22 protein-coding genes and 1 tRNA gene are annotated in these 26,524 nt (G+C 45.6%); 4 read left to right on the top strand and 19 right to left on the bottom strand.

All coding sequences use genetic code 11. The features are described 5' to 3' along the window. Window positions 1-162: 162 nt before the first annotated feature. Window positions 163-456, top strand: coding sequence for a hypothetical protein (locus tag PMIT1303_RS13995; protein WP_063398033.1), 294 nt, complete (start codon window positions 163-165; stop codon window positions 454-456). A gap of 351 nt (window positions 457-807) precedes the next feature. Here PMIT1303_RS13995 and PMIT1303_RS06560 read toward each other — a convergent pair whose 3' ends face one another. The 8 genes from PMIT1303_RS06560 to PMIT1303_RS06525 all read right to left on the bottom strand — a co-directional run bounded on the left by PMIT1303_RS06560 (window position 808) and on the right by PMIT1303_RS06525 (window position 7,143). Beyond that, window positions 808-1,881, bottom strand: a complete 1,074-nt coding sequence (locus PMIT1303_RS06560) for a peptidoglycan DD-metalloendopeptidase family protein (RefSeq protein WP_063398032.1) — start codon at window positions 1,879-1,881, stop codon at window positions 808-810. A gap of 690 nt (window positions 1,882-2,571) precedes the next feature. After that, window positions 2,572-2,645 (bottom strand) — tRNA-Met (locus tag PMIT1303_RS06555). 37 nt (window positions 2,646-2,682) lie between these two features. Further along, window positions 2,683-3,645, bottom strand: coding sequence for a M23 family metallopeptidase (locus PMIT1303_RS06550; RefSeq protein WP_063398031.1), 963 nt, complete (start codon window positions 3,643-3,645; stop codon window positions 2,683-2,685). A gap of 119 nt (window positions 3,646-3,764) precedes the next feature. Continuing rightward, window positions 3,765-4,265 carry a tRNA (cytidine(34)-2'-O)-methyltransferase gene (locus PMIT1303_RS06545; protein ID WP_063398030.1) on the bottom strand — a complete coding sequence of 167 codons (501 nt, stop codon included), beginning with the start codon at window positions 4,263-4,265 and terminating at the stop codon, window positions 3,765-3,767. Then, window positions 4,262-4,822 carry a bifunctional adenosylcobinamide kinase/adenosylcobinamide-phosphate guanylyltransferase gene (locus tag PMIT1303_RS06540; RefSeq protein ID WP_063398029.1) on the bottom strand — a complete coding sequence of 187 codons (561 nt, stop codon included), beginning with the start codon at window positions 4,820-4,822 and terminating at the stop codon, window positions 4,262-4,264. The genes PMIT1303_RS06545 and PMIT1303_RS06540 overlap by 4 nt, the downstream gene beginning before the upstream one ends. Continuing rightward, window positions 4,809-5,957: a proton extrusion protein PcxA gene (gene pxcA, locus PMIT1303_RS06535; RefSeq protein WP_063398028.1), complete on the bottom strand. Its 1,149-nt coding sequence runs from the start codon at window positions 5,955-5,957 to the stop codon at window positions 4,809-4,811. The genes PMIT1303_RS06540 and pxcA overlap by 14 nt, the downstream gene beginning before the upstream one ends. A gap of 10 nt (window positions 5,958-5,967) precedes the next feature. Then, window positions 5,968-6,651, bottom strand: a complete 684-nt coding sequence (gene psb32 / locus PMIT1303_RS06530) for a photosystem II repair protein Psb32 (RefSeq protein ID WP_063398027.1) — start codon at window positions 6,649-6,651, stop codon at window positions 5,968-5,970. Window positions 6,652-6,684: 33 nt separating this feature from the next. After that, complete coding sequence (locus PMIT1303_RS06525; RefSeq protein WP_082824457.1) at window positions 6,685-7,143, bottom strand: tellurite resistance TerB family protein; 459 nt, start codon at window positions 7,141-7,143, stop codon at window positions 6,685-6,687. Window positions 7,144-7,160: 17 nt separating this feature from the next. On the opposite strand from PMIT1303_RS06525, the gene PMIT1303_RS06520 reads away from it, so the two are divergent. Further along, window positions 7,161-7,784: a cofactor assembly of complex C subunit B gene (locus tag PMIT1303_RS06520; protein ID WP_063398237.1), complete on the top strand. Its 624-nt coding sequence runs from the start codon at window positions 7,161-7,163 to the stop codon at window positions 7,782-7,784. Here the strand turns inward: PMIT1303_RS06520 and lptC are convergent. Together lptC and metG are read right to left on the bottom strand one after the other, a co-directional pair. Further along, a complete protein-coding gene (gene lptC / locus PMIT1303_RS06515; RefSeq protein WP_063398026.1) occupies window positions 7,756-8,940 on the bottom strand; it encodes an LPS export ABC transporter periplasmic protein LptC in 1,185 nt (394 codons plus the stop codon). The two genes, PMIT1303_RS06520 and lptC, sit on opposite strands and share 29 nt — an antisense overlap. Then, window positions 8,940-10,484 carry a methionine--tRNA ligase gene (gene metG, locus PMIT1303_RS06510; RefSeq protein WP_063398236.1) on the bottom strand — a complete coding sequence of 515 codons (1,545 nt, stop codon included), beginning with the start codon at window positions 10,482-10,484 and terminating at the stop codon, window positions 8,940-8,942. The genes lptC and metG overlap by 1 nt, the downstream gene beginning before the upstream one ends. A 698-nt stretch (window positions 10,485-11,182) precedes the next feature. On the opposite strand from metG, the gene PMIT1303_RS06505 reads away from it, so the two are divergent. After that, window positions 11,183-12,994, top strand: coding sequence for an FAD-dependent oxidoreductase (locus tag PMIT1303_RS06505; protein ID WP_063398025.1), 1,812 nt, complete (start codon window positions 11,183-11,185; stop codon window positions 12,992-12,994). 45 nt (window positions 12,995-13,039) lie between these two features. Here PMIT1303_RS06505 and PMIT1303_RS06500 read toward each other — a convergent pair whose 3' ends face one another. From PMIT1303_RS06500 to rpmG, 3 genes are read right to left on the bottom strand one after another with little or no spacing between them, the layout of a single operon-like run. Further along, window positions 13,040-15,091, bottom strand: coding sequence for a ribonuclease catalytic domain-containing protein (locus PMIT1303_RS06500; protein WP_063398024.1), 2,052 nt, complete (start codon window positions 15,089-15,091; stop codon window positions 13,040-13,042). Window positions 15,092-15,102: 11 nt separating this feature from the next. Continuing rightward, entirely contained in the window at window positions 15,103-15,324 is a 222-nt protein-coding gene (rpsR, locus tag PMIT1303_RS06495) for a 30S ribosomal protein S18 (RefSeq protein WP_011130118.1), read from the bottom strand. 38 nt (window positions 15,325-15,362) lie between these two features. Further along, window positions 15,363-15,563, bottom strand: coding sequence for a 50S ribosomal protein L33 (gene rpmG / locus PMIT1303_RS12830; RefSeq protein ID WP_011826119.1), 201 nt, complete (start codon window positions 15,561-15,563; stop codon window positions 15,363-15,365). A gap of 123 nt (window positions 15,564-15,686) precedes the next feature. Here rpmG and pheT point away from each other — a divergent pair, with 123 nt between their 5' ends. Then, window positions 15,687-18,134 (top strand): phenylalanine--tRNA ligase subunit beta, encoded by a 2,448-nt coding sequence (gene pheT / locus PMIT1303_RS06490; protein WP_063398023.1) that lies wholly within the window; start codon window positions 15,687-15,689, stop codon window positions 18,132-18,134. Here pheT and rlmD read toward each other — a convergent pair. The 6 genes from rlmD to PMIT1303_RS06460 form a co-directional block, all read right to left on the bottom strand. Then, on the bottom strand, window positions 18,124-19,521 hold the full coding sequence (rlmD, locus tag PMIT1303_RS06485; RefSeq protein ID WP_063398022.1) for a 23S rRNA (uracil(1939)-C(5))-methyltransferase RlmD: 1,398 nt from the start codon (window positions 19,519-19,521) through the stop codon (window positions 18,124-18,126). The two genes, pheT and rlmD, sit on opposite strands and share 11 nt — an antisense overlap. Window positions 19,522-20,767: 1,246 nt before the next feature. Then, window positions 20,768-21,844 carry a J domain-containing protein gene (locus PMIT1303_RS06480; protein WP_063398021.1) on the bottom strand — a complete coding sequence of 359 codons (1,077 nt, stop codon included), beginning with the start codon at window positions 21,842-21,844 and terminating at the stop codon, window positions 20,768-20,770. 28 nt (window positions 21,845-21,872) lie between these two features. Further along, entirely contained in the window at window positions 21,873-23,576 is a 1,704-nt protein-coding gene (locus PMIT1303_RS06475; protein ID WP_063398020.1) for a DUF3370 domain-containing protein, read from the bottom strand. A 244-nt stretch (window positions 23,577-23,820) separates the two neighbouring features. Further along, on the bottom strand, window positions 23,821-24,537 hold the full coding sequence (locus PMIT1303_RS06470) for a sigma-70 family RNA polymerase sigma factor (RefSeq protein ID WP_082824454.1): 717 nt from the start codon (window positions 24,535-24,537) through the stop codon (window positions 23,821-23,823). A gap of 85 nt (window positions 24,538-24,622) precedes the next feature. After that, on the bottom strand, window positions 24,623-25,468 hold the full coding sequence (locus PMIT1303_RS06465) for an ATP adenylyltransferase (protein WP_063398018.1): 846 nt from the start codon (window positions 25,466-25,468) through the stop codon (window positions 24,623-24,625). Further along, on the bottom strand, window positions 25,458-26,417 hold the full coding sequence (locus tag PMIT1303_RS06460) for a SpoIID/LytB domain-containing protein (RefSeq protein ID WP_231901367.1): 960 nt from the start codon (window positions 26,415-26,417) through the stop codon (window positions 25,458-25,460). Before PMIT1303_RS06460 ends, PMIT1303_RS06465 begins: the two co-directional genes overlap by 11 nt. Window positions 26,418-26,524 lie beyond the last annotated feature (107 nt).

Here is a 26,524-nt window from a genome sequence, read left to right as displayed (position 1 = left end):
GTTAAGAGTTGATGGCTCTGCAAGTGATGTGCTTAATCAGAGCTATAGTGAAGTCGATATGACTTCTAGTTGGCTTATCAAATTTATCATGCCATGCCTGTTTTGATCGCTAGGTCTAAGCGTATCAATATGGCTCAAACGGGAATCATCTAAACTTCTTACATGCTCAAACAAACAACAGCTTGGGACCAAGCCTTGCTACGTAAATTCAGTTGCACAGGCCATTTTCGACTTCTCAATCAGCTTAGGTCTGAACTTAAGGTCCAACCACTAATTCGCGATCCCAACACCAGAAAGCTAACCCTGCAGGCGATGCCGATGCGATCTGGGAGCCAGCGAGGCAATAGACGCCCCTACACACCTGAGGTATCCCAAAGCGATAAAACACAGGTTGCAGAAGCGAAAGAGAACCAGAGTTCATTTCGACAAAGACTTAATGCAATTGAAATGCGTTAGAGTTTAGATTATGAACTATTTAAATTCAAGATAGCAAATGCCAATATAAATTGATTCATTCATGACAAAATTAGAATAAACTAAATTGCCTTCTTCAGAGCATGTTAAATATGCTTTGAGCTAGCATTTGCAACGACCCCTAATAGTGATTGAAAAATGAGAACAAAGATATTTTCAATGCTGGATAATCTAATCATGCGAAATGATTGCTATCACTGTTTGATTAAAATTATGCGAACCTGTCTGTTGCTTGAATACATACTTGCAATAAGAGACTCGTAATCGTTAATATCCCCATATTTCCCTAGTAAAAATAAGCTAAAGAGTCTCATGAAAGCATTATATATTTAATCATACATGATGTTCGTGGAAGGATTTGTGATGATAGCAATAGTGAAAAGTGGGCACTGTTGTTACTATTTTTGAGGGTAGGAGGGTTGCTGGATTGATTGCTGTACCACTTTTCTTCCTTATCTCAAAGTGTAGGTGAGGCCCAGTACTACGTCCTGTGCTGCCCATTGTTGCGATTGTGGCTCCTTGGGGTACGATCTGACCCTTTTTAACAAGTAGTCGATTGTTGTGAGCATAACGAGTTGAATCCCCGTTTGCATGTGCTATTTCTACAAGATATCCGTAAGCTCCTTTCCAGCCCGCATAGGAAACAATGCCGCCTTTTGCCGAAAGGATAGCTGTATTGACCTTATTGGCTATATCAATACCTTGATGCATTCTTCCCCAACGCCAGCCATACCCTGAAGTGATTACACCCTTTGTCGGCCAAATATAAGAGTTAGTGTCTCCTAGATCTATCCATCCACCTCCATTACTGAGTAGAGAAAGGGATTGAAGGTTGTTACTGCCAAGACTTGTAGTTAAAGTCGTTTTCTGAGGACGTGTTACCTTGGCAACTCGAATATTCCTACCCACTGTGAGTTGATTGAATTCAAGACCTGGGTTTAGCTGACGAATCCTCTGATGTGTTTTTCCATGCTGCTTGGCAATTGATGCAATCGAGTCTCCGCTTTGTATTTTGACCACGCTTGAGGGTGGAGCGGGGGCGGTCACTGGCGGCTGGTTGCGGCTGACTGAACCTATGTCTAGATTCTTAGCCTGCTGAAGGCGAGATTTGGCTGATACAGGTAAGACAATCCAACTGCCAGGCTTTAGGCTGTTTCCTGATGGCTGATCATTGATCTTGGAAATCTCAGATAAGGAGATGCCAAGCTGAAAAGCAATGAATTTAATCGTTGCTGGTTTGTTGATTTTGACCCATATCTTTCCATCAGGCTCAGAGAGAACGGGTGGTGGCAATGGTGGGGAGGAAGGAACATGATGTTTGCTCGCTTCACCAGGAAGGTGGTTGAGAGTCCCTAGTGCGAGCACTGGCGTGGCGATGGATGAGATCAGCAACGGCAGCGAATTCATGGAGGCCAATCAAAGTGCTCTACCCCTTAGACATTCAGCCTTAAGGAGTTCGCGCGAAAATTAACGTTTGAAGCAGAGATCTGCAAGGGTGGGCTTGATTGGCTGCTCATGATTTGACCCTACAGAAAGACTCTGATCTTTGCGCAAGGGTAAAAATGAGAGAAACGCGATTAGCCCCTGGAGCAAACCAATGCCATGTAGGTGTTTCTACTCACGGGAAGTCGTCGTTGCTTTCACCTGTTTCCCTTGTCAGGGTAAAGCCATTGATGTTTTAGTTAAGGTGAGTTTGCTTCTGAATCTCTTGTTGAGGCTGACAAAATTGCCAAGAGCCTAAAATCTTGCTAATCAGCTCTTTCCGGAGGTTGATATTTTTTTTACTCGACGTCAGTTTGATCTCGATATTTTCGATAATCTTGCCGAAATTTACCTGTATTCACTTTCTAATTACCCTTGATTTCCGTTTAGGCTTTATGGAATGAAATTCCGTTTATTATTTAGTCTTATTTGATTTGTTGTGGTGAAGGCTCACTGGTCTCTTTGAACAAGGTATAAATCCTATTTGTCAGCCGTTTAAATCTTTGTTAGATGAAATCATTGAGATTGAGATTTCGTCTATAGCTATACTTAGTTTTTAGATTCAATAACACAATAAATCAATTAGCAGAAGGTTGACTATTTGAGAAAATAAAATGGCTCGGGGGAGACTTGAACTCCCGACCTTGGGGTTATGAATCCCACGCTCTAACCAGCTGAGCTACCGAGCCTTGTCGTTAACAACAATAAACGATGGACCTTCTCTGCTCAGACCTTATTCGATGGAAGCAACGTGACTGGATTCATTGCTAAGCCACCCTTCTTTCTGATCTCAAAATGGAGATGTGGACCAGTGCTGCGACCTGTGCTGCCCATCTTAGAGATCGTTGCTCCTTGCGGTATGAACTGACCACTGCGCACCAAAATCTGATTGTTATGGGCATAGCGGGTTGTGGAGCCACCACCATGGGCAATTTCTACGAGGTAGCCGTAGGCCCCCCTCCATCCGGCATAGGTGACGATTCCGTCTTTTGCTGCAAAAACGGGAGTGCCCACTTTATTGGCGATATCAATGCCTTGATGCATTCTCCCCCACCTCCATCCGAAACCAGATGTGAACACACCTTTAGTAGGCCATATGTAGGAATCAGAATCAATGCTTCCTAGCTGGAGCATGCCATTACTTCTGGTGAATAGATCTGCTGGGTTCACTGGTGATTCAACATCTAAGCAGGTGGGGCAGTTGCATGGAGACTCAAGGGTGCACTCCTTTTTAAGGATGTTGTTGCTACTTATTTTTGTTTGGATCTGTACTTGATTTTTATTCTTATTTAGATCATTGAAAGAGTAAAACGTATTTTTTTTCTTGGTTTCATCAAATGGAGGTGGGGGAGGCAGCAGTGCATCATCTGAATCCAGGTAAGTGATTCGACCCAAGCGGCCATGAACAGATCTTGGCAATACAACCCAACTGCCTTTGTTCAGTTCTGTATCTGATGAATTTTTATTTAGTTTTGACAGTTCAGTCGCTTTCAGTCCGAGCTTGCCTGCAAGTTCCCCTATGGTTATTGGCAGGGAAACTTTGATCCATATCAGTTGCTGTGAGGTTGTGCTTGAGATCTTGACATTCTCCTGTACAGCACTATCTGCATAGCCAGGTAAGGACCCAAGGTTTCCTAAAGCAAGCACTGGTGCTGCAAAGGAAGAAATAAGCAACAACAGGGGCTTCATTCAATAAAGTCGATGTTCAAAACCCCTATCAAGCCGAATTTGGCCGGAGTCCGGGAGAAGTTAGCTGATCTCCCCTCGATTAGGCAAGGGGGGGCAGAAGCAAGTTTGGTTCGGTTTACTCACCACAGCCCCAGTTGCCGGCCAGCCTCAAAGCTCACGATGGCGCAAGCCACAGACAGGTTTAGGCTCCTTACTCCGCCCTGCCCCTGTTCACTTGCTGCTCCAGGCATGGGAATTGTCGTGATCTGATCGCACTGTTGACGGATTTTGGTAGGAAGACCTGTGTCTTCACGGCCGAAAAGCAAAACATCTCCGCTTTGGAAACGCATCGAACGGAGGGGGGTTCCTTCAAATCTGCTGCAACCGATCAGTCGATGATTTAGTGGCAGGCACTTGCGAAATGTATCCAGGTCAGAATGAACTGATAAATTGACGTGAGGCCAGTAATCAAGTCCTGCTCTACGTAGATAGCGATCATCAAGGCTGAACCCAAGAGGTTCAATCAGAGCTAGTGGAATGCGGAAGGCTGCACAGGTCCTAGCGATATTTCCTGTATTTGGTGGAATACGTGGCTCGTATAGAGCTACGCGTAATGGTGAGCGTTCATTTGGAGCGTTCATGGCACCGCAATACCAAGCTGTTTGAGATTCAATGCTCGACCCTGTATGACAACCCAGCTGTTGGATGCCAACGGTTCCAGTTCCTGAGATAGCTTGCCAAGACGATCTCTAAAAAGACCTCCATTTGATGTACTGGGTACAACACCCCAGCCAGTTTCCTCAATGACAATCACGATGGATGCATCATGTTGTTTAATCGTTTGCAGTAGATCGTTTTTCAGGGCTCTCCAATTGCTCGAAGGTTGGTCGAGGTGCCATGCAACAAAACCACCTAAGGCTTCAATTAAAACAACATCTGATCTTGGCACTTGAATGATTGCCTTTTTAAGGTCTGGTCCAGATTCAATTACTGACCAGTGCTTTGGTCGACGATTACGATGTTTTTCAAGCCTTTGCTCCCAATTCAGGTCGCCAGCTCTTCTAGGCGAGGTGGCGATATAAGTTACAGACTTGAATTGTTTGACCAAGTGTTCAGCCCATCGACTCTTTCCACCTCTGCTTGGGCCTGAAACTAGGGTAAGGCCAATAAGTATAGGAATAGTGTTAGCCACTACCATTCATTCCGCGTAGGGTTGCAACAGAAGATGGAGAGACGCGATTGAGATAACGGAAAATCCAGTATTTAAAGATGGTTGCAAGTATCACAGGGAAGGTGGCAATGAATAAAAGTATGAAATTTTCTCGAGCTGGAAATCCAAAATGATTTGCAATTCCCTGCAATAATACCTGCCATCCTTCGGGACTGTGGAACCCTACAAACATATCTGTAAAAAGAATGATTGCGAATGCCTTTGCAGAGTCACTTAAGCCGTAAATTGCTTCGTCTAGGAACCCTCGGAGAACTCTCAACTCTTCCCGATTAATTATACAAACAAAAGCAAATGCAATCAGTGCTGCGATATCTGCCAAGACATTCTTTACTGCATGTGTGCTCTCTTTATCAGCTTCATCCTTAAGTTGAATTGCTTTTATTGCCAGAGCCTTCTGTAGTTCGTCTTGACTTGGGATTGAATCACCTTTGAGTAGGGCGTCAAACTCTATCTCTGCCTTAAAGACTCTAAGTTTTTCAACCGCTTGTTCTTCAAGTTGGGGTTTGGGATAACTCAGAAATGGCAGATCTGGGGCTAAGTAGTCAATCGCCGGGGTAATGAGATAAGTTCGGCTGATCTGTTGCACAAGTAAAGGCACCAGAATTAGCAGCAAGATGATCTTTAGTGAGATCAGAGTGGAATCGCGACGTCGGCGAAAACCTGCAACCAATGTCGCCTCGGATGTTGGATCAAGCTGTCGTCGCACCTTATCAACTAAACCAAGAAGTGATCTGGGAAGAGGGTCGGGTGCCCTGCTTATAGATGTTGCTCTTGACGAACGCTTCGGGGCATAGCGATTAACAATCGTCTCAATTAACTGAAATTTTCGATATTCCTGACTATCAAGTTGGCTGATATTAGGCTTAAGAGCCTCAAACGTTAAACGACAGATATTCACGGCCGTATGAAATTTGCGCAATATGGTTGACTGTAATGATCGAGGAACAGAAAGTTGCAGGTTGGGTCTTATAGGCCGATCGCCGTAGTATTCAAGCTCAAGTGTCTGGATCAGAAGTGCTGCTTCGTAACCACGTTCAAGGTCATTATTGATGTCTATCGATCGAGCTTCCCCAAATGTTCTCATCCAGTCCCTAAGCGTCATGGTGATTGACTCAGCGAGAGAACACCCACCAAGTGGCCATCGGAACGATGGTGCCTACAACCATCAAGACAACGACCACTAGGGTTGCATTACTGCTTTGTGTTTGTTCTTGTGATGGGATATTGGTTTGCTTAATTGCGCTAAACGTTTCTATAGGAGGTCCTGGGTCCTCCCCTCCATCCAATACAACTTGTAAGCGAGCAATTGCATCAAAGGATGCTTGCTGGTAGCGCTCTCCTCCCACCACTGGCTTATTCATTGTCGTACGGCCAGTGCTCTGCAAAAGGGCGTCCGGTAATGTGCTTTTTAAACTTGTATCTGCCAAGACAACGGTTTGCTTGGTTTGTGCATCTATCAACATCACTAGCAGGGGCAGCTCTTTTTCACCAGCGTTTGTGGACCATCGATCGATCAGCGAACTGCCGAAGTTGGAAAGGGAAACACCATAATCAAGTTTACGAAGAGTAATCAAGCGAGCATCAAGTCTTTCGTTTCCGAGCTCAACAAGACGTCCTTCAATCTGAGAACGAGACACTCTGCTGAGGACATCAGCAGAATCGACAACATGGCCTTCAGGCCTTGCAACAGGAAAATCTTCTGTTGTTATGGCAAAGGCTCCTGGTACAAGGAGAATCAGACCCAGGAGGATGCTGATCAGAACACCGAGAATGCGGCTTGACCTCAGAACAGGCATCAGTTCAACAACAGCTCATAATGCAGTCTGCCGTCAGCTGAGCAAGCTGTCTCGATTCAGAGCAGAAATTGCTTGAATCACAATCCTTGCTCGATCAGAAGGTAAGTCAAGCTTGCAAGCTAGATCCTCCAGGAAAGCAGCTTCCTCCTTTGAGACCTCGCGATCTGAATGGACTAACTGGGCGGCGACTGCCAAAGCACTTTCCTGTTGGAGCGAAGACAGGGCAGGTAATGCTTTGCTAATCAGTCCATCTACACCCTCCTGACGCAACAGGCTTAGGAGTTGATCAAAGAGCTCGCCCATAGCGGCTTCCGAGCGCTCCCGATAGGGGTATCTGAATTCAAGTTGGCGACGAAGGGCATGGGCTTCGTCGCGACCGAGGGCCCCGTCACAGGAAACGGCGGCGAGGGCGACTGCTGCAAAGGCTTCAGCATCGGTCATGAAAGCTGGAACAACACAACCCATTTGAGCAAGAGTGAGTGCATCTGACATCACTTTTGTTTCGTTCGATGCGACCAGTTGCGCGTATTTCCCTGATCGCCGGGCTGTTGACCCTGTCTTTGGCAGCATTTAATGCTTTAACAGTGGACCTTGTTACGCCGAGCTTTCAGCGTGCTGAGGTCCTGGCTGGCGTTGCCGCCGTCGGATTGATGCTTATGGCAGTGTTATGGACACAAGCGAGCCCGATGGCTCCCAGCAAGCAGATCCTTGAGGGAAATCAGACATTCGAATTAGTAGATGGATTGAATGATGTACTACAAAAAGAACTTGCCTGGGGAAGTCATTTATTACTTACAGCAACCCCAGCGGCAGTGATCCTAGTGTATTGGAATAATCAAGTTCTTTTACGTAGAGGAATCAGTGGTAATGGTAATTTCGTTCCAGGTGAGATCTGTAACCAGGCCAGAGATCGAGGCGAATTGATTTCATTGGTTAACACATCACTGTTTCCTGGACGAATCGAATTTAATCCAATTGTTGAGAACTTGCCTGCTGTTATGGTGTATCCATTAGCATCAAATGGTTGGGTTGTCCTGGGTGGATGTTCCGAGCGATGTTTTAGTCGTTCAGATGAACTCTGGTTGATTGGATGGTCGCAACGTCTTAGAACTGAACTGGAGGAGAGGACTTAGAGGAAAGGATCGATTTTTCCTTAGCTTCTTCAATTGTTAATTGTGATCTCACTTTAGAACCAGATGACGAGAAAGACACTGTTCCCTCATCTCCAATTCGTCCTTCTAGTTTGTCACTTCGAGTAATCTGATTATTTGCTTCTCGCTTCAAGATTACATCGCCAATTGCTTGAACCTCTTCCGTGCTCCAATTCCAAATACATTTTTCAGCCCTGAGTTGTTCGCCAGGTTGACTGAGTTCACATTTCTGAGGAATTTCTACTTCTGTACGGGCAAGATCAACTTTAAAACTATCTCCACGATAGGTTGATCTTTCCTGAGTTGCAGTGAAAGGCTTATTGCTTTCAATCTTTTCGCTATTAAATTTCCAGCGCGTGGTCTGGGCAAGTAAACTTGCTTTTTCTCCTGGAATCGTAAGTGTAACAGGCTTGATTAGATCGAGGTAACCCTTCTTAGTGTTTCCTTGCAACCTTGTGGCTGTAAGTTGCTGTGGAATATCACTTTTACTTACAATTCGGTGGCCAAGGATTGGCCCCATAGCATTAAGTTTACCGCTGTCTAGATTCCAACGGCCATTGCGTCCGCGGATCACAATGGAGGGTTCATTACTGTCTTTGCGTTCTTCTTTCCAACGTTCAAATTTTGTTGGACCTTTAAATACAATTTCTTGGGTTAACTGTTGAAACAATACTATCTTGGCACTAATTCTTGAAATGTTATCAAGAGCTTGGGGTCGTTGCTCAATCACCATCTTCGATTCATCAGGTGTCCAACGCAAACGATCACCAGTGATCAACACTTTTTCTCCGGTAAGCTGCTGAACCTTTACATTTCCTTCAAGCAGCACTGTCTCGCCATCATTTACAACTGTGGCGGCCTGAGCACTAACTTCAAATGATGGTTTGTTTTCTTTGTACAGAACACCCTCTGGGTTGCGAGCCCTTACAACTCTGCTGCCTAATTCATAGCGAGCTAAGGGGCTGTTTAGGTCCCAGTCTCGTGAACCATCAGCTTGCTTGTGGCGAAGCTCTAGAGATTTAAATACAAAAGGAACTGAGGATTTCTTCTGTGTTGATGGGGATTCCTGACATCCCACCATCGTTAAGATCAGCAGCAGACTGCCAAGATGACGTGATGGTAGAAGGTTGAATCGCATTAGAGGGAAGAAGAGAGTTCTAGTCTTTGCATTACGGGTTGAGATGGTGGCAATAAAGCTCCACTTTGCAATTGTCCCCAAGCTAAACTGTTAGACCAGTCGTTGCCATCAATACTTAGTCCTAATTGGTTGAGCAAGCGTTCGCTTAGAGAAGGTACAAGAGGATTAATTAATAGTCCTACAAGTCGGCATGCCTCCAAAACTGAGTAAAGATCATCAGCCACTTCGGCTTCATTACCAGGCGTCTTCATTCGACTCCAAGGTGCAGTCTCATTGAGGTAGACGTTGGCTGCAATAGCCAATTTAAGGATCGCCTCAGCTGCATCATGAAAAGCCATGGATGGCATTGATTGACGTACGATGGTAATAGTTGTTTCAGCAGTGGTCACTAAGGGATGAGCATAATCTATTTCATTGCGATGTGAAGGGACAGATCCTTCAAACCATTTTCTTGCCATAGTCGAAGTTCGGTTCAGCAGATTTCCGATTGTATTTGCCAAGTCGTTATTGACTAAATCCATGAATCTTTTCTGCTGAAAATCACCATCATGACCGAACTGGATGTCACGCAATAAATACCATCGAACAGCATCTTCACCACACACTTCAAGCAGTTTCTCAGGATCAATTACATTGCCTAGTGATTTACCCATCTTTTGACCTTCACGAGTGAGAAAGCCGTGTCCAAAAACTTGTTTTGGCAAGGGTAAGCCTGCTGAGCTCAGCATTGCGGGCCAGTAGACTGCATGAAAACGGAGGATATCCTTGCCAATTAAATGTACTGAGGCAGGCCATCCACACTCCTCAAGACGTTCTATTCGAACCTGGCCACCATCATCTAAAAGAGCACTCAAATAGCCTACAAGCGCATCAAACCAGACATAAAAGGTGTGTTTTGGATAACCAGGTACTGGTAAGCCCCAATCAACATCAACTCTTGAAATTGAAAAATCCCTAAGACCCTGAGCTACAAAATTCTGTATTTCATTCCGGCGACTGACTGGCCAGATGAAATCTGGCTGTGAAATGAGATCTTCGATTTGTGATTGGAAACGAGAAAGTCTGAAAAAAAGGTTCTCCTCATCCCTCCATTCAAGAGGCTTCTGATGAATAGGGCAGGAGGGTGACTGGGCTTGCGGAGGTTCGTCCTTGTATTCTTCACAATCGACGCAATACCAACCCTGCTGCCGACCAAGATACACATCGCCGGAGGTCTCTACACGTTGAAAAAAAGCCTCGACCAGTAACTTATGGTGGTGGCTGGTTGTACGAATAAAGCGATCATTTGAAATATCCCAGCGAGACCACAGATTTTGATAACTCCTTGTGATCTGATCACAATGTTGTTGGGGGCTGATGTTATTGACTTCTGCTGTGCGTTGAATTTTCTGGCCGTGTTCATCGACACCTGTAACAAACATGACCTGCTTACCTTCTAGTCTCTGGAAACGAGCCAGTGCATCACTGGCCATGGTCGTGTACAGGCTGCCTAGATGGGGCTTGTCATTGACGTAGTAAAGAGGGGTCGTAATGGTATAGGTCATCATTGTGGGGAGTTTCTGCTGCTGCGCAGAGCGGCCGGATCCTAACCAGAACAACTCATTTCAGCTTATTGATCGTCTGCCGTCATCTCTCAGACCAAGCCATGCCTCCCTAGCGTTGTGTTTATCACCAGCTAGATCAAGCCGACGGAAATTTTGCCCTCCTCAAGCCTCAACTACTTGCTGAAAACCTAGCTGAGATGCAGCCGGATGCACCCCTTGACTGGGATTCTCAAGCAGCACACGATACAAAAAACTCGTCAAGAACTTTGCGGCGGCACCGATTCAGTCCGCAGAGATTCTGCGTACAACGATTGTGGGAGCCAATGGTAGATATGGCCAAATCAGAACAGAAGAACTGACTATGGTTAAGGTTTTGGCAGCAGCGCTTGATATTCAGATGTTCTCAGTCTTGGCCTGGTGAAAGTGATCAAGACCTTCGACCTTTAGCTTCCATCTGGCACTGGCTTGATAATTTGATCCTGATGCCACCCTTAGCGCCAAATTCATCGGGCACATGAGAGTGGGGCAATGTTCTTTAGAGAGTGACAGCAGAATGTTGGGCTGGAGATTGTTCTTATTTCGACGATGATCAAGTCAAACCGCCTCTATGAACAATTTGTTACGCCTCGCCAGCGTTGTTTAAGCAACCTTTGTTATGAAGCTCAATTGCTTTCTGGCAAAGATGATTATGTTTTGGGATGACAGTGTCTGCGACCAAAACTTGTTCCACTACGCAGGTGCCCTTGGTGGTCTGGGGTGGAGGCACAGGAGGCGTCGCCTCAGCCGTACAAGCTGCTCGACATGGAATTAGAACTCTGCTGTTAACACCAGGCACGTGGCTGGGTGGAATGGTCAGTGCAGCAGGCGTTTCGGCTCCAGACGGCCATGAACTCAGTTGCTGGCAGACAGGCTTGTGGGGGGCCTTCCTTCAAGACATCGCCAAAGTTGAAAAGGATGGACTGGATCAGAACTGGGTGAGTTGCTTTGGTTTTAATCCCGCTCGCGCAGAAGAGGTTTTGCGGAGCTGGGTTGTCGATCTCCCCAATCTCGAATGGTGGTCTGACGTTCAGCTCAAATCACTGTTACGTGAGGGAGATCGCCTTGTTTTGCTTGAGCTGGAGCTTGAAGGGCGACAGCATCAACTGCGCTTCGACTTATTCATTGATGGAAGTGATTTAGGCGACAGCTTTTCACTCGCAGACATTTCTCACCGTTGGGGTTGGGAATCACAAGAACTCTGGAATGAGCCAAGCGCCCCTTCGGCAAAACAATTGAATTCCGATCCATTCTTTGCCAGCCAGCCTGTTCAATCCCCTACTTGGGTCGTGATGGGTCAACTCGATCAACATGCACAATCACCTTCATCACCAGGGTTCTTGCCTCGACCATTCGAAGGTGCAACTCAGGCGTTTGGTTTTGAGCGCACCGTTACCTATGGCCGCCTTCCAGGCGGTTTAGTAATGCTCAACTGGCCCCTTCATGGAAACGACTGGCATAAAGGCTTGGAGCGTATACGCAGCTCAGACGTCAAAATTAAAAACCAGCTTGCTGCAGAAATGCAGCTGCATAGCTTGTCATTCCTACAAGCTCTTCAAACAGTTAGTGAGGGTTGGCTTAATCCTGGCAAGGTGTTTCCAGGGATCAATCAAAGCCTGGCATTGATGCCCTACTGGCGTGAAGGTCGACGCCTTAAAGGTCAATACACCTTAGTGGAAGGAGATCTTCTGCCATTAGCCTCTGGTGCAGCCCGAGGACCAATCCCTTTAGATAAAAAGGGACGTTGCACCAGTATTGCTGTAGGGACTTACGCTAATGATCATCATTATCCTGGTAAAGATTGGCCCTTAGCCTCAAAAAGTTGTAGATGGGGTGGGAGATGGACAGGTACTCCATTCTGCATTCCTTACGGGGCACTACTGAGTAGCGAAGTGGAGAATATTCTGATAGCTGATAAGGCTTTTAGTGTGAGTCATATAGCCAATGGTGCAACTCGATTACAGCCAATGATTTTCAATCTTGGCCAGGCTGCTGGAATGGCAGCAGCTATAGCCTTGAAAAAGAGGCTTCAACCAGCAGAAGTTGATATTTCAGAAATACAGCATGAACTATTGCATGATATTTATGCCCCAGCCGCTATTGTTCCAATTTGGGATTGGCCTGCATGGCATCCTCACTGGCGTAATGCACAGAAATTTGTTTTGGCGCAACCAGAGTGCCTCAGCAACCATAGCGTGATTGAAGGTTTTAATCTTAAAGCAAATGTAGGAGAAATGCCACTGCCAGATCAAACACCACTCAATAAACATGTGAAAAAGTTTTCAGGCTACCTTCGTATTCATTCTGATCAGACATTCTCTCTTGACACCAAGTTTAAATCCTGGCGACTAATAACACTGGAGCCGGCATTAAAGCGGTGGCTGGAATCATGTAAAGACCAGCAAAATGTAAACCTACTAGCAGTTGCTAATCCATGGGGACCATGGCTGAGGTTGATTCGCATTTTAGATTAATAGCAGCTTTTGGTAGTTTGTTTTTTGTTTCTTTGCTTTGAGAAGCTACTTGGCGACCAATTCAATTTGATCAGTCAATGGATCAATTGCAAGAACTGTCATGATCAATGCAAGACCTGGAATAGGGTCGATCAAACCGTTGAGCTTGCAGGCAAGATCCATAGCCAGGCATTCCACATGCACAAGTGCAATCTGATCTTGTGGCCTCAACCAGCGCAGAAATAGGGCTGGCCATTGTTCATGGCGATGTTTTAAAAACCACACCTTTTGCCAGTGTCGCTGGTCTTCGCGTTGGATTTGCTGTGCTTGGCGAAGAGGGTCTTCAAGTGCATCCAACTGCACCATGAGAGCGTGCTCGCTTAATGGAACTGAGCCTCCTAAGTGAGCCACCACCTGTCGATGGGCAAGTAAATCTGCATAGCGACGGATCGGCGAACTGGCTTGTACGTAGGCAGAGAGGCCAAGACTGAAATGAGCCATCGGACGAGTACCAAGGACACCTCGGCTAAGGCAACGCTTGATCGCGGCATGTCGGACAGGTCCTTCAATCAACTGTGATAAGTCAGTTGCACTGGGTAGTTGAGTTGGAGGCTGGCTGCGATAGGGCAGAGCAAGGTTTTGACGCTTTCCAAATTCAGCAATAACAGTACCCATCAGGATCATGGCTTCGCTTACTAGCCGTCTGGCTGGAGATGACTCAACAACATGAAGCTCAGGCTGATCATCCTTGACTTTGAATCGCCCTTCAGATTGTTCAAGCAGCAGTGCACCTTGTCGCTCACGCCATAATTGACGTTTTTTGAGCAGGCTTGCGAGTGTTGAAAGATCTTCATCGCCAGGAGGCGCAAGCTCAATCAATTCATCCCCATCCTCATAAGTAAGTCGATAGCAGGGGCGAATCCAAGTGCGACAAACACGAGTGTCGGCTATACATCCTGATTGGTCTAGAACCACAGCAACACTCAACGCTGCACAGCGACGGCCAGCTTTAAGACTGAGAACTTCAGCGGCAACACTCAATGGCAGCATGGGTCTTAGGCCATCAGCCAAGTAGAGGCTGGTTGCTCTTGCACGAGCCTCAAGATCTAAGGGGCTGTCAACAGGAATAAGTCTTGCCGGATCGGCGATATGGATCCAAATCCAGTTGTCTTGATCAACACACTGCAAAGAGATTGCATCATCAATTTCCTGAGTTTGATGATCGTCGAGGGTGTAGGTTCTTAAATCACTCAAATCAAGACGACTATCATCGCTTGCGAAAGATAGTTGCTCAAACTTATTGAGTAATTGGTCCGCTTGATCTTGTACACTCCCTTCAAAGCTTTTTGTCCAGATACTGCCTTTGAGAGTTGTTAGATCGTGTGGATCGCGCCAGCCTTTCTTGATCAACCAATAACGGAGGTCGCTCAGCGATCGACCCAACTTTAAATCTTTAATCAGCTCAAGAGCTTGCTCATCTGTTAAAAAAGCATCCTCTGGACCGTCAGCCAACTCGATTAAACGTTTGATAGTTAACTGAAGATCCGAGGGTAAATCCTGCCACTGATCTTTGCTCAGAGGTGTATCTGCTATCAGCAATGCAAGAGAATCTAGGCGTTGCTGCACTCGAGATTGTTGCTTGCGGCGCAGCTGGCGGATGCGGCGCAGATCAATAAGTTGACGTGCTTCAACCATGTGGTCACGTCGAACTCGAAATAATGGTTGGTCGCTATTAAGCCAAAACCACAATGCTGCGAGATGGATAGGATCATCTTTATTAAGGAGTAAATCAGCTAGTTCTGTAATTTTGAGTGCTGTTGGTGAAGTCTTACTTTTACGCCTTTCGCCTTCGAGCAATCGCCAACCAGCAATTAAATCGCGTGAATTAAGACTAAGGTTACGGACCTCACTCATTGTGGGTAGAGATGTCTCCACCTCTACCATGTTGTGTTTTTGCTTTAGAACGGACAGCTCTCGACTGGCCAGCTGTTGTTCTCGCCGTGTTCCTGCAACGCTTACGATTGCTCGGCTGCCCTTCAAGGAAGTTAGCAGGCCAATTTGTGGTTGACCTTTTAAAACAAAGCCAACTAAATCACCTTGCTGTAGAGAAGGCGTCAAAGCTGTTGCAATCAGCCTTCTGGATTAACAAATGGCAAAAGTGCAATAATACGTGCACGTTTTACAGCATTAGTAAGGTCACGTTGTTGCTTAGACGTTAGACCTGTAAGGCGTCTAGGCAGGATCTTGCCACGGTCAGTAATGAACTTCTTGAGGAGATCAACATCCTTGTAGTCGATGGGATCGCCAGGCTTAATTGGCGACAGCCGCTTTTTAAAAAATGAACTGGACATGATTTAAGAACGCTGGTGTGCTTTTCGTGACTGCAAAGTCATTTGATCTCTTTGTGAGTTGTTGACTTGTTGCAGTAACGGCAGAATTTCTTGATTTCCAGCCGTTCAGTGGTGTTTCGGCGGTTCTTTTCGGTGGTGTATCGGGACACCCCGTGAGACCGCTTGTCGATGGCGGGATTGGACCGGCATTCGTTGCACTCAAGAGTGATCACGATCCGGACGCCCTTGTTTTTGGCCATAAAGGACGTTGCGCCGCAGATGCGAAGCGTAGTGAAGAACTAAGATCCTACAGGGCAGCCTCACATGACTTGACGCCTTCGTTCGCTTGCTTCGTAAGATCTCTTGCGGCCTCTTGCTGATCCATGCGGGTTTCTCTCTCCTGGCTGCAGGATCTAGTACAGCTGAATGAGACCGTCGAGAACCTCGCCGAAGGCCTGTCGATGGCTGGATTTGAGGTTGAGGCTATTGATGATTTAGCCAGCCGTGCCGATGGCGTGGTCGTTGGGTTGGTGAATGACCATCAACCCCACCCCAATGCAGACAAACTCAGCGTCTGTCAGGTGGATGTTGGGTCGGGTGAATGTCTTCAGATTGTCTGTGGGGCTCCAAATGTTCGGCTTGGTATACACGTACCTGTTGCCATGGTTGGTGCAACCCTCCCAGCAGTTGGAATCAAGATCAAAGCCAGTGAGCTTCGGGGGGTGCCAAGTCAAGGAATGATCTGCTCTCTATCGGAATTAGGACTGGAATCAAATGGTGATGGAATAGCCATCCTTGAAGAGATCGCTGAAAACGTTCCAGAGCTCGGCCAGCCTGTAGCTCCTCTGCTCGGACTCGATGACACAGTGCTTGAGTTGGCAATCACAGCCAATCGCCCCGATGGAATGTCGATGGTTGGTATCGCAAGGGAAGTCGCTGCTTTAACAGGTGCAATCCTGCAGCTTCCGCAACTTGATATGGCCCCAATCCATAAATCTTTCAAGCCTGATTCCACCAGTTCTGTGTCCATGCTGAAGGGTGGTCTTTATGGCTTAACCGCCTTAGAGAATGTAGATGGTGGATTAACTTCTCCTGCCTGGTTAAAACAACGCTTGGAGCGTTCAGGATTGAAATCAGTGAATGGTGTTGTTGATATTACAAATCTGGTGATGTTGGAGCAAGGCCAGCCATTGCATGCATTTGATATTGATGCTCTCGAATTGATCACAGGTCAAACAGTTTCCGCAGAATCTTTTGGCCTTCGACAAGCAAGAAACAATGAAGTTTTTAATGGCCTAGATGGACATCAACTTGCACTGAACGAAAATTGCCAGATCGTCACCTGCCATGACATTCCTATAGCGCTTGCGGGTGTTATCGGTAGTGCTGAAAGCGGCGTGTCTGCAAAGACAAGGCGAGTATGGCTGGAATCTGCAATGTTTACCCCAACGGCCGTGAGAACGACCTGCCGAGCTGTTGGCTTGAGGACCGATGCAAGCAGTCGCTTTGAGAAAGGGTTGCCTGTTGAAATGACTTTGGCATCAGCGCGTCGAGCTGTGACACTAATGGAGGAACATCTAGGCATTAAATCAAATGGATGTTGGGTATATGGTGAGCCCCTAAAAACTGCTGAGCCGGTAAAACTTCGCCGCGAAGCTATCCATCGCTTACTCGGACCAATAGCTGATGAGAATGACAATAGGTATCTAGAAGACGACATTGTCGAGACTTCGCTGCTTGCTCTCGGATGCGAGTTGTCTCCTTATAACGAAGGGTGGTTGGTCATAGTTCCACCATCACGCCGTAGAGATCTCTCGCGAGAGGTTGATTTGATCGAAGAGGTGTCTCGCCTTGTTGGCTTTGATCGTTTTGAGGCCAACCTGCCAGATCCGCTTGAACCTGGTGGGCTAACGACTGCTCAAACAGCTGAACGGCGATTAAGGCAGATGTTGTGCGGAGCAGGATTGCAGGAAGTTACCACCTTGTCGCTAGTGGGTGCTGACAGTGATGAACCACAACGAATTGCAATTAGCAACCCTTTATTGGTTGAGACCAGCCACCTGCGTACCAATCTTTGGGAGGAGCATCTACGTATTTGCCAACGTAACCTCCAGTCATCGCAGCCTGGTTGTTGGTTATATGAAATAGGCAATGTCTATACAGTCACTGACGAGCTCATCAACCAACGCGCTGTTCTTGCTGGCGTGATCTGTGCAGAGCGAAGGTTTGAACGATGGAGTACAAGCGGCAAGATCAAGTCAATGACATATCACCAGGCACGCGGTCAGCTTTCCCAAGTCTTTCAAGGGTTGAAGTTGGACATTAACGACCGTCCCATCAAGGACAATCCTTCACTTCATCCTGGACGGTCTGCAGAGTTATTTGTCGAAGGCAAACTGCTCGGGGATTTTGGGCAGCTTCATCCAGAACTATCGGAACGTCTTGATCTACCTGAAGCAACCTATCTATTCGCGTTGGACTTGCAGTGCATCATTCAAGCTGCGACACGATCTAATCGATGGAACCCTATCTTCCGACCATTCCCGACAGTTCCAGCAATGGAACTTGATTTAGCTGTGATCGTTTCAAAGGAATGTAGTTGTTCAGATTTGATCCAAGCCATCAGAAAAGCTGGAAAACCGCTTCTAGAGCATGTAGAGCTGATTGATCGTTTTGAGGGTGGACAGCTTGATCATGACTCTTGCAGTCAAGCGTTCAGGTTGCGTTATCGGAGTAAAGACAGCACTCTTAGTGAAGACCGGGTCAACCCGATTCACGAGAAGGTACGTCAGGCACTTGTAAAGCAGTTTTCTGCAGAGCTCAGGAGCTAATACGAATTAACAGTGCCAGACATTCGATATGCATTGTTTGAGGGAAGAAATCAATTGGTTGTAATTGATCAATCTGATAGGGTCCATTTGGTACTATCAATTGCTTGAGGTCACGAGCCAATGTGGCAGGGTCACAACTAAGATATGCCACTCTCTCTGGTCGAACTGAAAGGATTGTTTTAATCACCATATGATCTAAACCTTTACGCGGTGGATCCAGCACTAACACATCATGATGTTGAAGTATTTTGGCCAGTAACAAGGAAACATCACCGCACAAAAACGAAGCATTATCAAGACTATTCAGCAAGGCATTTTTCTTTGCTTGAGCAATAGCTTCTGCATGAAGTTCAAGACCTATTACGTTATATCCAGCTGCTGCGATGGGGAGAGAAATTGTGCCAATTCCACAATATGCGTCAATTATATTGATTTCAGGTAAAGTAGTGGACAGCCATTCAAGTAATTTTAAGACTATACGTTCTGCCTGAATAGTGTTTACTTGAAAAAATGTTGTGGTAGAAAGCAATAAGGAGAGATTACAAAAATGCTCCTCAATATAAAGATCACCAGCAAGCAATATAGTTTCTTGACCAAGAATAAGATTGTTTTTCTGTCGTTGGATATTTAAAGTTATTCCTTTTACTTCCGGCCAACGCGTATACCATTCGTTGGCTTGTTGATGTAGGCCGTAGAGTTCAGTGGTACTACTTACCAGTGTGATCAACACTTGTCTTGTTTTTTGGCCAATACGAATGCCTAGATGACGGAGTCCTTCCCCAGAAGATAGGTCTGAATCTGCCGGCCAATTCTGCTGTTGAAGATCATCTTTGATCCAAGCCAGATATTGATCGATGCCTCGGTCCAGTACCGGACATCGATTGAGATCAATAATTTGGTGACTGCCGCGTCGGTAATAACCCATAAGTAACTGTCCTTCTCTATTGCGATAGAGGGGAATTAAGGCTCTATTTCGATATCCGAGAGCTCTAGTATAATCAGTCATGATTGGTTCTATTTTATGATCAAATTGACCTAAACGTAGAAGTATTTCCCGTAGATGACTTTGCTTTAATAAGCTTTGTCCATGATCATTAAGGTGTTGTATTGTGCAACCTCCACATTCTTTGGCGATTTTGCATGGGGGATGTCTGCGACTTGAAACTGTCTCAATTGATTGAACCTTTCGGGCTAAAAACTGGTTTCGATGTCGTCTCACAAACTCTATTTGTGCTCGTTCACCAGGCAGAAGGTCATTGACTATCACAACCCAATTGTTCCATCGCGCCAGTCCATTACCATGACGATCTAAATCTACGCATGTGATCTCAACCTTATCACCTGGGGTTGGAGTTGATGTCAAACTTGAGTTTGTAGAGCTAGTCATAACAAGTGTTCCTATTGATTAGACATAACAATAAAGTCAACACTGTCTATAAATAAATTGTAAATATCCAGATATGTGGTATTGGGTTTGGGATACATAATCTTAGTCAGATCTAGGAGCCTTTCAAGTGTTCGGATGCTAATGCATTATAGATTGCTTAGAGTGAGCACCATATTCATGAGTCTGAGCACTAACGATTAAATTCAAACGGAACAAAGGTGGATTTTGTTCAGGAGCATACTCTCAAGTCTTATTCTCGATAACCATTAGCGAAAAACTGACACTTCACAACGAAGAGTTGTTTTCAGCCAGGCTTTTGTCATGAATTTAGTGGATTTCATAAGCACTGTTCACGATATCAATTGAGATTTTGCTTTTTGAGCATATCGCCAATTGCTGGCCAATTCAGGATCGAAAAAATCATTATGGCTCGGGTATGGCAATCCACTGAACAGGGCATGCAATCTTGATGACGGGTTGAATAGATTTGACATTTCCGTTAGGACCTTTGCCTCAGAAGTTTCGCATGAGACTTGATGCTAGTCTTACTGTTAGTCTATTGAAAGATAAGTGATTGATTTCATGTGTCTCATGGGTATAGTATGCGACGCTTGATTAGTCTTATCGCTAGACTTATATGACTAGGAGGAGTCTTTGGGCCTTAGAGTCGTGAAATAGCCCCTCCAGTTGCCCGATTATTGAGCGGTTAGCTTCTTTGCTCCCCACTTAACACCATGGGCGGGAGCTAAAAAACAAAAAATCTTGCGTACCTGTGTAAAATGCAGTTACGCAAGGCTATAAAGTCCCTTACAGTAAGCTTTTATGATAGGTAGATCGGCCTTTGGACGCAGCATGGACCGATGATGAAGTTCTCCTTGAGCACAAATAAACGGGGTTTTTCAATAAATTCGACTTACCGTTCGAGGTATTAGCGAATATTGAATCTGAGGATATTAATTCTTTCACTGATAACAACAACAATAACCCCTACCCTTCTCTATTTGATCTCGCCTTAGTCTTATCAGTAGTCTCTTTGCTGGTCTTATACTTTACTCTTGGGATTAGTTTGCTCATGACTTAGCCGCAACTCCTTGGCAGTTTTAACTTTTCTCCTATAGAGACATTTCTGCCCATTTATTTCGTTTGTTGTTTGAAGTCAGCGAACGCAGCCAAAAGATTCTCCATGCCAACCTACTAAGTATCATTTGGTTCTCACTAATAGACTAATCTTGAGCCATTAATTAGACTATAGAGACTGATCTGGTTTCTCGCGGTAGAGCTCTTTAAGCAATTGATATGCTTCATTAAGCCTTCTCATTGCCTCTGTTGAACCTCCTGCGTCCGGGTGGATGGTTATGGCCTGTAATTTGTAGGCCTCTCGAATGGTAGAAAGTGTCATTGGTGCACCTGCAAGAGATGGCAGTTTGAGAAGTTTGAGTGCTCCATGAAGTGTCATTGTTGATTCAAGTGTTTGGAAAGAGGTGACCTGACGACTCCGTTTAAAGCGATTGACAAATCTGCGGATCAGTGTGGGCATTCTCTCTGAAAGGCTCTTGCAGGCAAACGGATCTTCCAAAATTCCAGCAACCACCATCACAAGCTCAAAGGTCGCCGGTTTCACCTTCCAACTTGAACAGAGTTCCGTCATCAGTCGATTTGCGGCACTCCATGTGAACGGCCGTCCATCAGTGCCATCGACATGAAGCCATATGTCCCTCGCCAACCAGATCATTGCAGCTTCAACGACAGTCTCCCCTGGGGGATTGCCATATAGTGAAATCCAGTGTCGATTTGCGGCATTAAGACTTTCAATCACATCTGTCTCAGCAACTGTTGTAACTAAGGGCAAGTCCCTCGAACTGTTGCCTGGTTTGTTGTTGCCAAGACTTTCTCGAAGATTATTCGTTTGTTTACGCACAAAGCCTGGCAAATCAATCCCAACTGAATGTGTAGTCTTAACTTCATGACTACTTTCTACCTTGTTTTCCTCTGCCTTGAAGCCAGATTCACCTCTATCATTCGATCCCCGCCCTATTAATACCAGTGCTTTTGTCTCATTGTATTCGGGCGGTAAAGATCTAGACAATGATCCACTATCATCGTTTTCGAGTGGATCTGGTTCATTTATTTGAAATAGTCCTCCAGCCTGTTGATCATCTAGATCATTCTCTTGAGGGGTAAACAGTTCTTCAAGTAAACGTGCTAAAAGATCACCTCGTGCTCTTAACCCCCATTCCCTTTTAAGTTCATCAAGTCTTGCGATTAGATGATTTGGTAGTTCAACGGTAATCCGTCGCCTCGAATTGTCTTCGGACGCTTTCACTTGAACCCGAACAACTGTAGGTAGCCTATTAGTTTTGCATTTGATGCAACCATTGCTGTTGTGCCTTTATGGCTTCGGTGTAGTGTTTGCTAAGGCTCGAATTAACTCTTTGCGAATTGATCATTGCTGATGGCATAGCATTATTTCTACTAGGACTGGAAATGAGTATTGGTGGCATGCTGACCGGAGAATTGTGATCATAGGATTCATTCGCTAATAGTTGCTTTTTGTTTGTGATCGATTTGTAAGTATCATGATGTCTTTGTTTCAACGAATTCTTAGTAATTTCAACAATTTTAGCTTTCACTATAGGCTTAGGAGTTAATGGTTTGGCTTGGTAATTCTTACGTGCTGTCACTGGCAGCTTTGCTTGGTTTACTTTTTCTTGCTTTTGCATAACCTGAGTATACTCTGCAACTGGAACAACACTTAGTAAGTGCCCAGGTGTATTATCTGCAGGATAGACTAAACTAATAGTAACAGGATTATCCTTTTTTGTTGTCAGTTCTAGGTCTGATATAGGAAGACTTTGTCCTGAGCGTAGACCTACATGAACTTCTTTGTATTTATTCTCAGTTTTGATTCCGATTGAACCACGAAATGCCGTGAATGGTTTCTTTTTGCCTGTTGCTGCAGGGTGGCTTAAAACTAAATGATGAGCACCTGAGCCTTTTAGATTCAGGGTGATATCAAAACGTACCCCGTACGTGCCTACATTATTTACGGCCGAATCAATCATACGAGTTTCCAGAGGGTTGACCTGGATCTCTTTTGTACCAAAATGATGTTTGCGAGTACTGGTAAGTGGTACATGAAGAGCACCATCCTTAAGGTCATGATTTAGTTTCGCTGTATAGTGATCACCAATTGCTACTCCTGCTACACGCGAAAAAACCTTGCCAGTTTGTATCTCACTGATTCTATTAAGATAAGTACGTCCTGGCGCCAATCGTCCGGAATTAAGAATAGCGATCAGATCCTTTTCTGATGTTGGCCCCTCTGCAGCAACCACAGCTAATTGAAAAGGTCCGTTGCTAGTCCCACTAAGCAGTCCGTTGGCAATCCCTCTTGCAGGTATTTGTGTTGTGAATACAAGTTTTTGAGTGTGAGGTGGAATGACAATATTATCTACTAACTTTCTGTCCAATTTACCTCTCAGCATCTGTACAGCTGTTGCATCCCCCGGTCCTGTATTCCATGGACGTGGCCCCAGTGGCTTTACACCCATAAGTTTATTCGAATGGTATGGAGCCTCAAAACTATTTTTAACTGAACCTCGATCAAATTTAAGTTCGATTGATGAATCTGTTGGATTGTTTGCTATTGCTGCAATAGTAAGCAATCCACGTTGACGGATGTTGCCAAGTTTACGGCGGTCGCGAGGATAATACTTATGATGAATATGAATCCCGAACTTGCCGTCAAAAGTAAATTCTGCATTTCTTAATTGTTGACCTGTACGGACGACTACTGCTGAACCTGGAGCTGTATTCACGAGTATTCCTGAGCCAACAACTGTCTCCGGCTGGTTGGAGTGGAGAACGGGAACTTTATTAAAGCTTCCATTGAGAGGACGTGCTGACTGTCCAGCCATTAAGGGCACGTACGACCAGGACGGTTTTGCGAAAGCAATCTCACAGGCAAGAGTTGAGAGACTTAATGAGACTAGTAATGAGATCTTTGGTGACACCTTTGATCCGGATGGATTTGTTACGTTGAGCAGCGAGCGCATAGAGAAACTCGGGCAATTCAAACCTAGTCACATCAGCCAACACTGCCAAGAAAGACAAAATACGCACTCTTGGCAGAATTTCGCGAAGATTCACCCACCTGTAGGAACGGCATGTTCTCTCCCTTTTGTCTCCCCTCAAATGTTGACTCGGCAGACCGTCGCCGTCATTATCAGAATAGGAAGCTTGAAATGCTTCTTTTCCTGCGTGATGGTCTAGAGCGTCGGCTGTCTGCAGTGAAAGCCGCTATAGAGACCTTGGAGCAACAGATCCAGAGGGATCAAAAGCCTGCTTCCTGAGAGGGGAAACCGCGTCAGGAGACGGCTCAGCGCAATCATCAGCCAGTCGCCGAAGGGCTCGCTTCACACGTCTTTGTACGGTCATGCAGCTGATCCCCAGGTAACTGGCTGTACTGCGAAGGCTTTCTCCTCTGAGGACTACGTGATCAACCACCGCAAACTCTTGGCAATCGAGCCTCTCTAGAGCATTCATAAGCATTTGATTGCGTTCCTTGTCGACCAGTTCACTCCACTGATCTTTATCAGCTGTTATGAACTGATGATCGAGTGGGTACCAGCGCCCCTTCTGCTTGTAGCTCTCTATGGCTGACCTGTCGACAGCACTGAGCTTTTCAAAAAAACTGGCACTGTCCACCCAGGTTGAATCTCTGAGAAGTGCCTGAGCTCGTTCCTCTATTCGCCTAGGTATTTTGACTGGTCCCAAGCTATCCCTGAGGTAGTGAAGGATGGCACCGCGTATATGCGGTTTTGCAAATGCAGCAAATGGTACTGACTTGCTGCTTTGAAAAAATTGTGCCGCTCGAATTAGGCCTAACATTCCGACCTGAGTGAGGTCCTCTTTGTCCTGTCCAGTACGAAAAGCGTAGTGAAGTGCAATTGGCCTCACGAGTTGCAGATGTTCTTCGATCTGTTTATTTCGACGTTTGAGTTTGTCATTCATCATTTGAATCGGAAGTGAAAAGCGGTCGTTTAGACATCGCCTGTCCCTCTAGCGATCCATGTAATTGCCCTGCAGCACAACCGTAAAATCACGGAATCGTCTTGACCACGCCTTCCAACAAGGCCTCAGGCCCATGACGATTAAGCCAGGCTAGATCAGATGTTTCTGTGGATAGAAGGTAACCGGCAAATCCAAGAGCATTAATGCTGAAGCCTGCGATTCCCTCTCGACTTCTAAGAATCAGTGCGATCCATTCCTTCGTGAGCAGCAAATTGTATGGTTGTCTTGGATGTTGATTCTCTTTCGGATTACCAAGTCCAATCTGTTCGCAAAGCGTTAGATAATCTTGATAATGAATTTCAGATTCATGATTCTCTGCTCTAGCTGTTGCAGCACAGCATTGAGTGAGTGGACAGCTTTTCTTGGGTGATGCCTTCAATAATGATTGAAACCATTCCTGTCGAGGACAACTGCGATCGTTATCGCTTCGTCTTAGAAATTGCAAGTGTCTGTGAGGTTGGCTAGCTCCAGCCGCTGGAGAACTATTAAAAAACCAAAGCCCCTTGGTGTCTTGATCTACACTTAGCAGTGCCTCCCAGTCATGACAACTAAGCCAGCCATGCTGAGGAGCCCATTCACGTGTGATCAACAACATGTGACCCTTTTGAACAGGATATTTGTTGAGAATTAGCACATGTCTCATGCCAATTTTACTAACCTCCAACCTTGGGTCCCAAGGCAAAAACGGGTTTGGTTTGGGACCTCTGGCTACGAGATGAGATGGCGGTGGTCCTTTTAGCTTGCGCAGTTCAAAGGGGTCTCCTTGTCGTGCAGGAATTCTGCTGAGCTCGGTGCTTAGAGGTACCAGAGCACCATTTAATTGTGCTGCAGTGCTGCGTTCAAGCGCCTGATCCCAGTAATGCTCAACTGCCACGGCTCTGTAGTTTGGCTAAGGAAGCACCTGTGTAATACCTAGCAAGAATTTCATTGAACTTCAAACCACGACGTGCCAATTGCTGGGCCCCATGCTGGCTCATGCTCGCTCCTAGGTGGCCATGAGCTTGCAAACTGATATCTGCCGTTGATGCATAAAGGCTTTCAACAATTCCTCCCTTGTAACGAAGAACAATTCCTTTGGTGGCTTGAGTTGCTTGCGTAGAGCGTGATGTTTGGCTTGAAATCCCTCGATATGCCTGCCAACGTGTGGTGTCACCCAGATGGAAATCCTTGTTCGCAGGTCTTGCGATATGGGCAAGCGCATAAGAACGTGCAGCAACCGCCTGGGCCTTAAGTGCCTCCATATTCCAAAGACTGGGCATTTCAGCACCAACAACAGAAGCGACATAATCCTCAAGCGATAGTTGGTTAACTGCAATCCAACCATTGCCACGGTTAACTAAATAAACTTTAGATCTATAAGTCTGATTGTTAACATCGATGCCGCTACTGTCTGTGGCAACACATTTGATATCAGCAATCTGCTTGTTCTTTATCTTCAACATGTTATTTAGAGTATACTCATTAATCATCCTCCCAGAGTCGAATTTACAAAACCCTGAACCCTTTACATTGATTTGTATTGGTGGACTCTGGCTAATCAGACCAACCCTTAATTCCAAAGACAATGAATTGGCCGTCTGAGAGGAGTGAGATGCAGAATAGGATGTTGGTACCGACGAAACAGCCTTTGCATTCGTTGAAACTGATTTGTCATCCTCTATGACCTGTCCACCCTCTAGAAAGAGTTGCATAAGTTTATTTCTTGCTGCTCTTTGATGGAAGCCATTGAATGAGATTAGAAGGATATTAACGATTGCCACGATTAGCCCACAAGCTAGTATGGCTTGAGAAAAATACAAAAGATTATGAGCTTGCAGTTTCACAGAAGATTTAAAATTAAAACCTTAGTGATTTGCCCTGATTTGCGCATTTTAAATAAATGAATAAGATTATTTTTACAGTTGAAAGCGCAACTGTCAATCTTTTTGTG

It is taken from the genome of Prochlorococcus sp. MIT 1303 (genome assembly GCF_001631965.1).
GTDB lineage: Bacteria > Cyanobacteriota > Cyanobacteriia > PCC-6307 > Cyanobiaceae > Prochlorococcus > Prochlorococcus marinus_D.
Note: the sequence above shows the minus strand (reverse complement) of the source record. Positions and strands in the feature narration are given on the sequence as shown.

What these genes read in the sequence shown, in the direction of transcription:
- pxcA (WP_063398028.1), bottom strand. Translation starts at nt 5,957, where the DNA reads ATGACGCTTAGGGACTGGATGAGAACATTTGGGGAAGCTCGATCGATA.
- PMIT1303_RS06475 (WP_063398020.1), bottom strand. Translation starts at nt 23,576, where the DNA reads ATGCGCTCGCTGCTCAACGTAACAAATCCATCCGGATCAAAGGTGTCA.
- PMIT1303_RS06545 (WP_063398030.1), bottom strand. Translation starts at nt 4,265, where the DNA reads ATGAACGCTCCAAATGAACGCTCACCATTACGCGTAGCTCTATACGAG.
- rpmG (WP_011826119.1), bottom strand. Translation starts at nt 15,563, where the DNA reads ATGGCCAAAAACAAGGGCGTCCGGATCGTGATCACTCTTGAGTGCAAC.
- PMIT1303_RS06540 (WP_063398029.1), bottom strand. Translation starts at nt 4,822, where the DNA reads ATGGTAGTGGCTAACACTATTCCTATACTTATTGGCCTTACCCTAGTT.
- rlmD (WP_063398022.1), bottom strand. Translation starts at nt 19,521, where the DNA reads ATGACTAGCTCTACAAACTCAAGTTTGACATCAACTCCAACCCCAGGT.
- PMIT1303_RS06470 (WP_082824454.1), bottom strand. Translation starts at nt 24,537, where the DNA reads ATGATGAATGACAAACTCAAACGTCGAAATAAACAGATCGAAGAACAT.
- PMIT1303_RS06525 (WP_082824457.1), bottom strand. Translation starts at nt 7,143, where the DNA reads ATGTCAGATGCACTCACTCTTGCTCAAATGGGTTGTGTTGTTCCAGCT.
- PMIT1303_RS13995 (WP_063398033.1), top strand. Translation starts at nt 163, where the DNA reads ATGCTCAAACAAACAACAGCTTGGGACCAAGCCTTGCTACGTAAATTC.
- PMIT1303_RS06520 (WP_063398237.1), top strand. Translation starts at nt 7,161, where the DNA reads ATGCGACCAGTTGCGCGTATTTCCCTGATCGCCGGGCTGTTGACCCTG.
- rpsR (WP_011130118.1), bottom strand. Translation starts at nt 15,324, where the DNA reads ATGTCCAGTTCATTTTTTAAAAAGCGGCTGTCGCCAATTAAGCCTGGC.
- PMIT1303_RS06560 (WP_063398032.1), bottom strand. Translation starts at nt 1,881, where the DNA reads ATGAATTCGCTGCCGTTGCTGATCTCATCCATCGCCACGCCAGTGCTC.
- lptC (WP_063398026.1), bottom strand. Translation starts at nt 8,940, where the DNA reads ATGCGATTCAACCTTCTACCATCACGTCATCTTGGCAGTCTGCTGCTG.
- pheT (WP_063398023.1), top strand. Translation starts at nt 15,687, where the DNA reads ATGCGGGTTTCTCTCTCCTGGCTGCAGGATCTAGTACAGCTGAATGAG.
- PMIT1303_RS06550 (WP_063398031.1), bottom strand. Translation starts at nt 3,645, where the DNA reads ATGAAGCCCCTGTTGTTGCTTATTTCTTCCTTTGCAGCACCAGTGCTT.
- psb32 (WP_063398027.1), bottom strand. Translation starts at nt 6,651, where the DNA reads ATGCCTGTTCTGAGGTCAAGCCGCATTCTCGGTGTTCTGATCAGCATC.
- PMIT1303_RS06505 (WP_063398025.1), top strand. Translation starts at nt 11,183, where the DNA reads ATGACAGTGTCTGCGACCAAAACTTGTTCCACTACGCAGGTGCCCTTG.
- metG (WP_063398236.1), bottom strand. Translation starts at nt 10,484, where the DNA reads ATGACCTATACCATTACGACCCCTCTTTACTACGTCAATGACAAGCCC.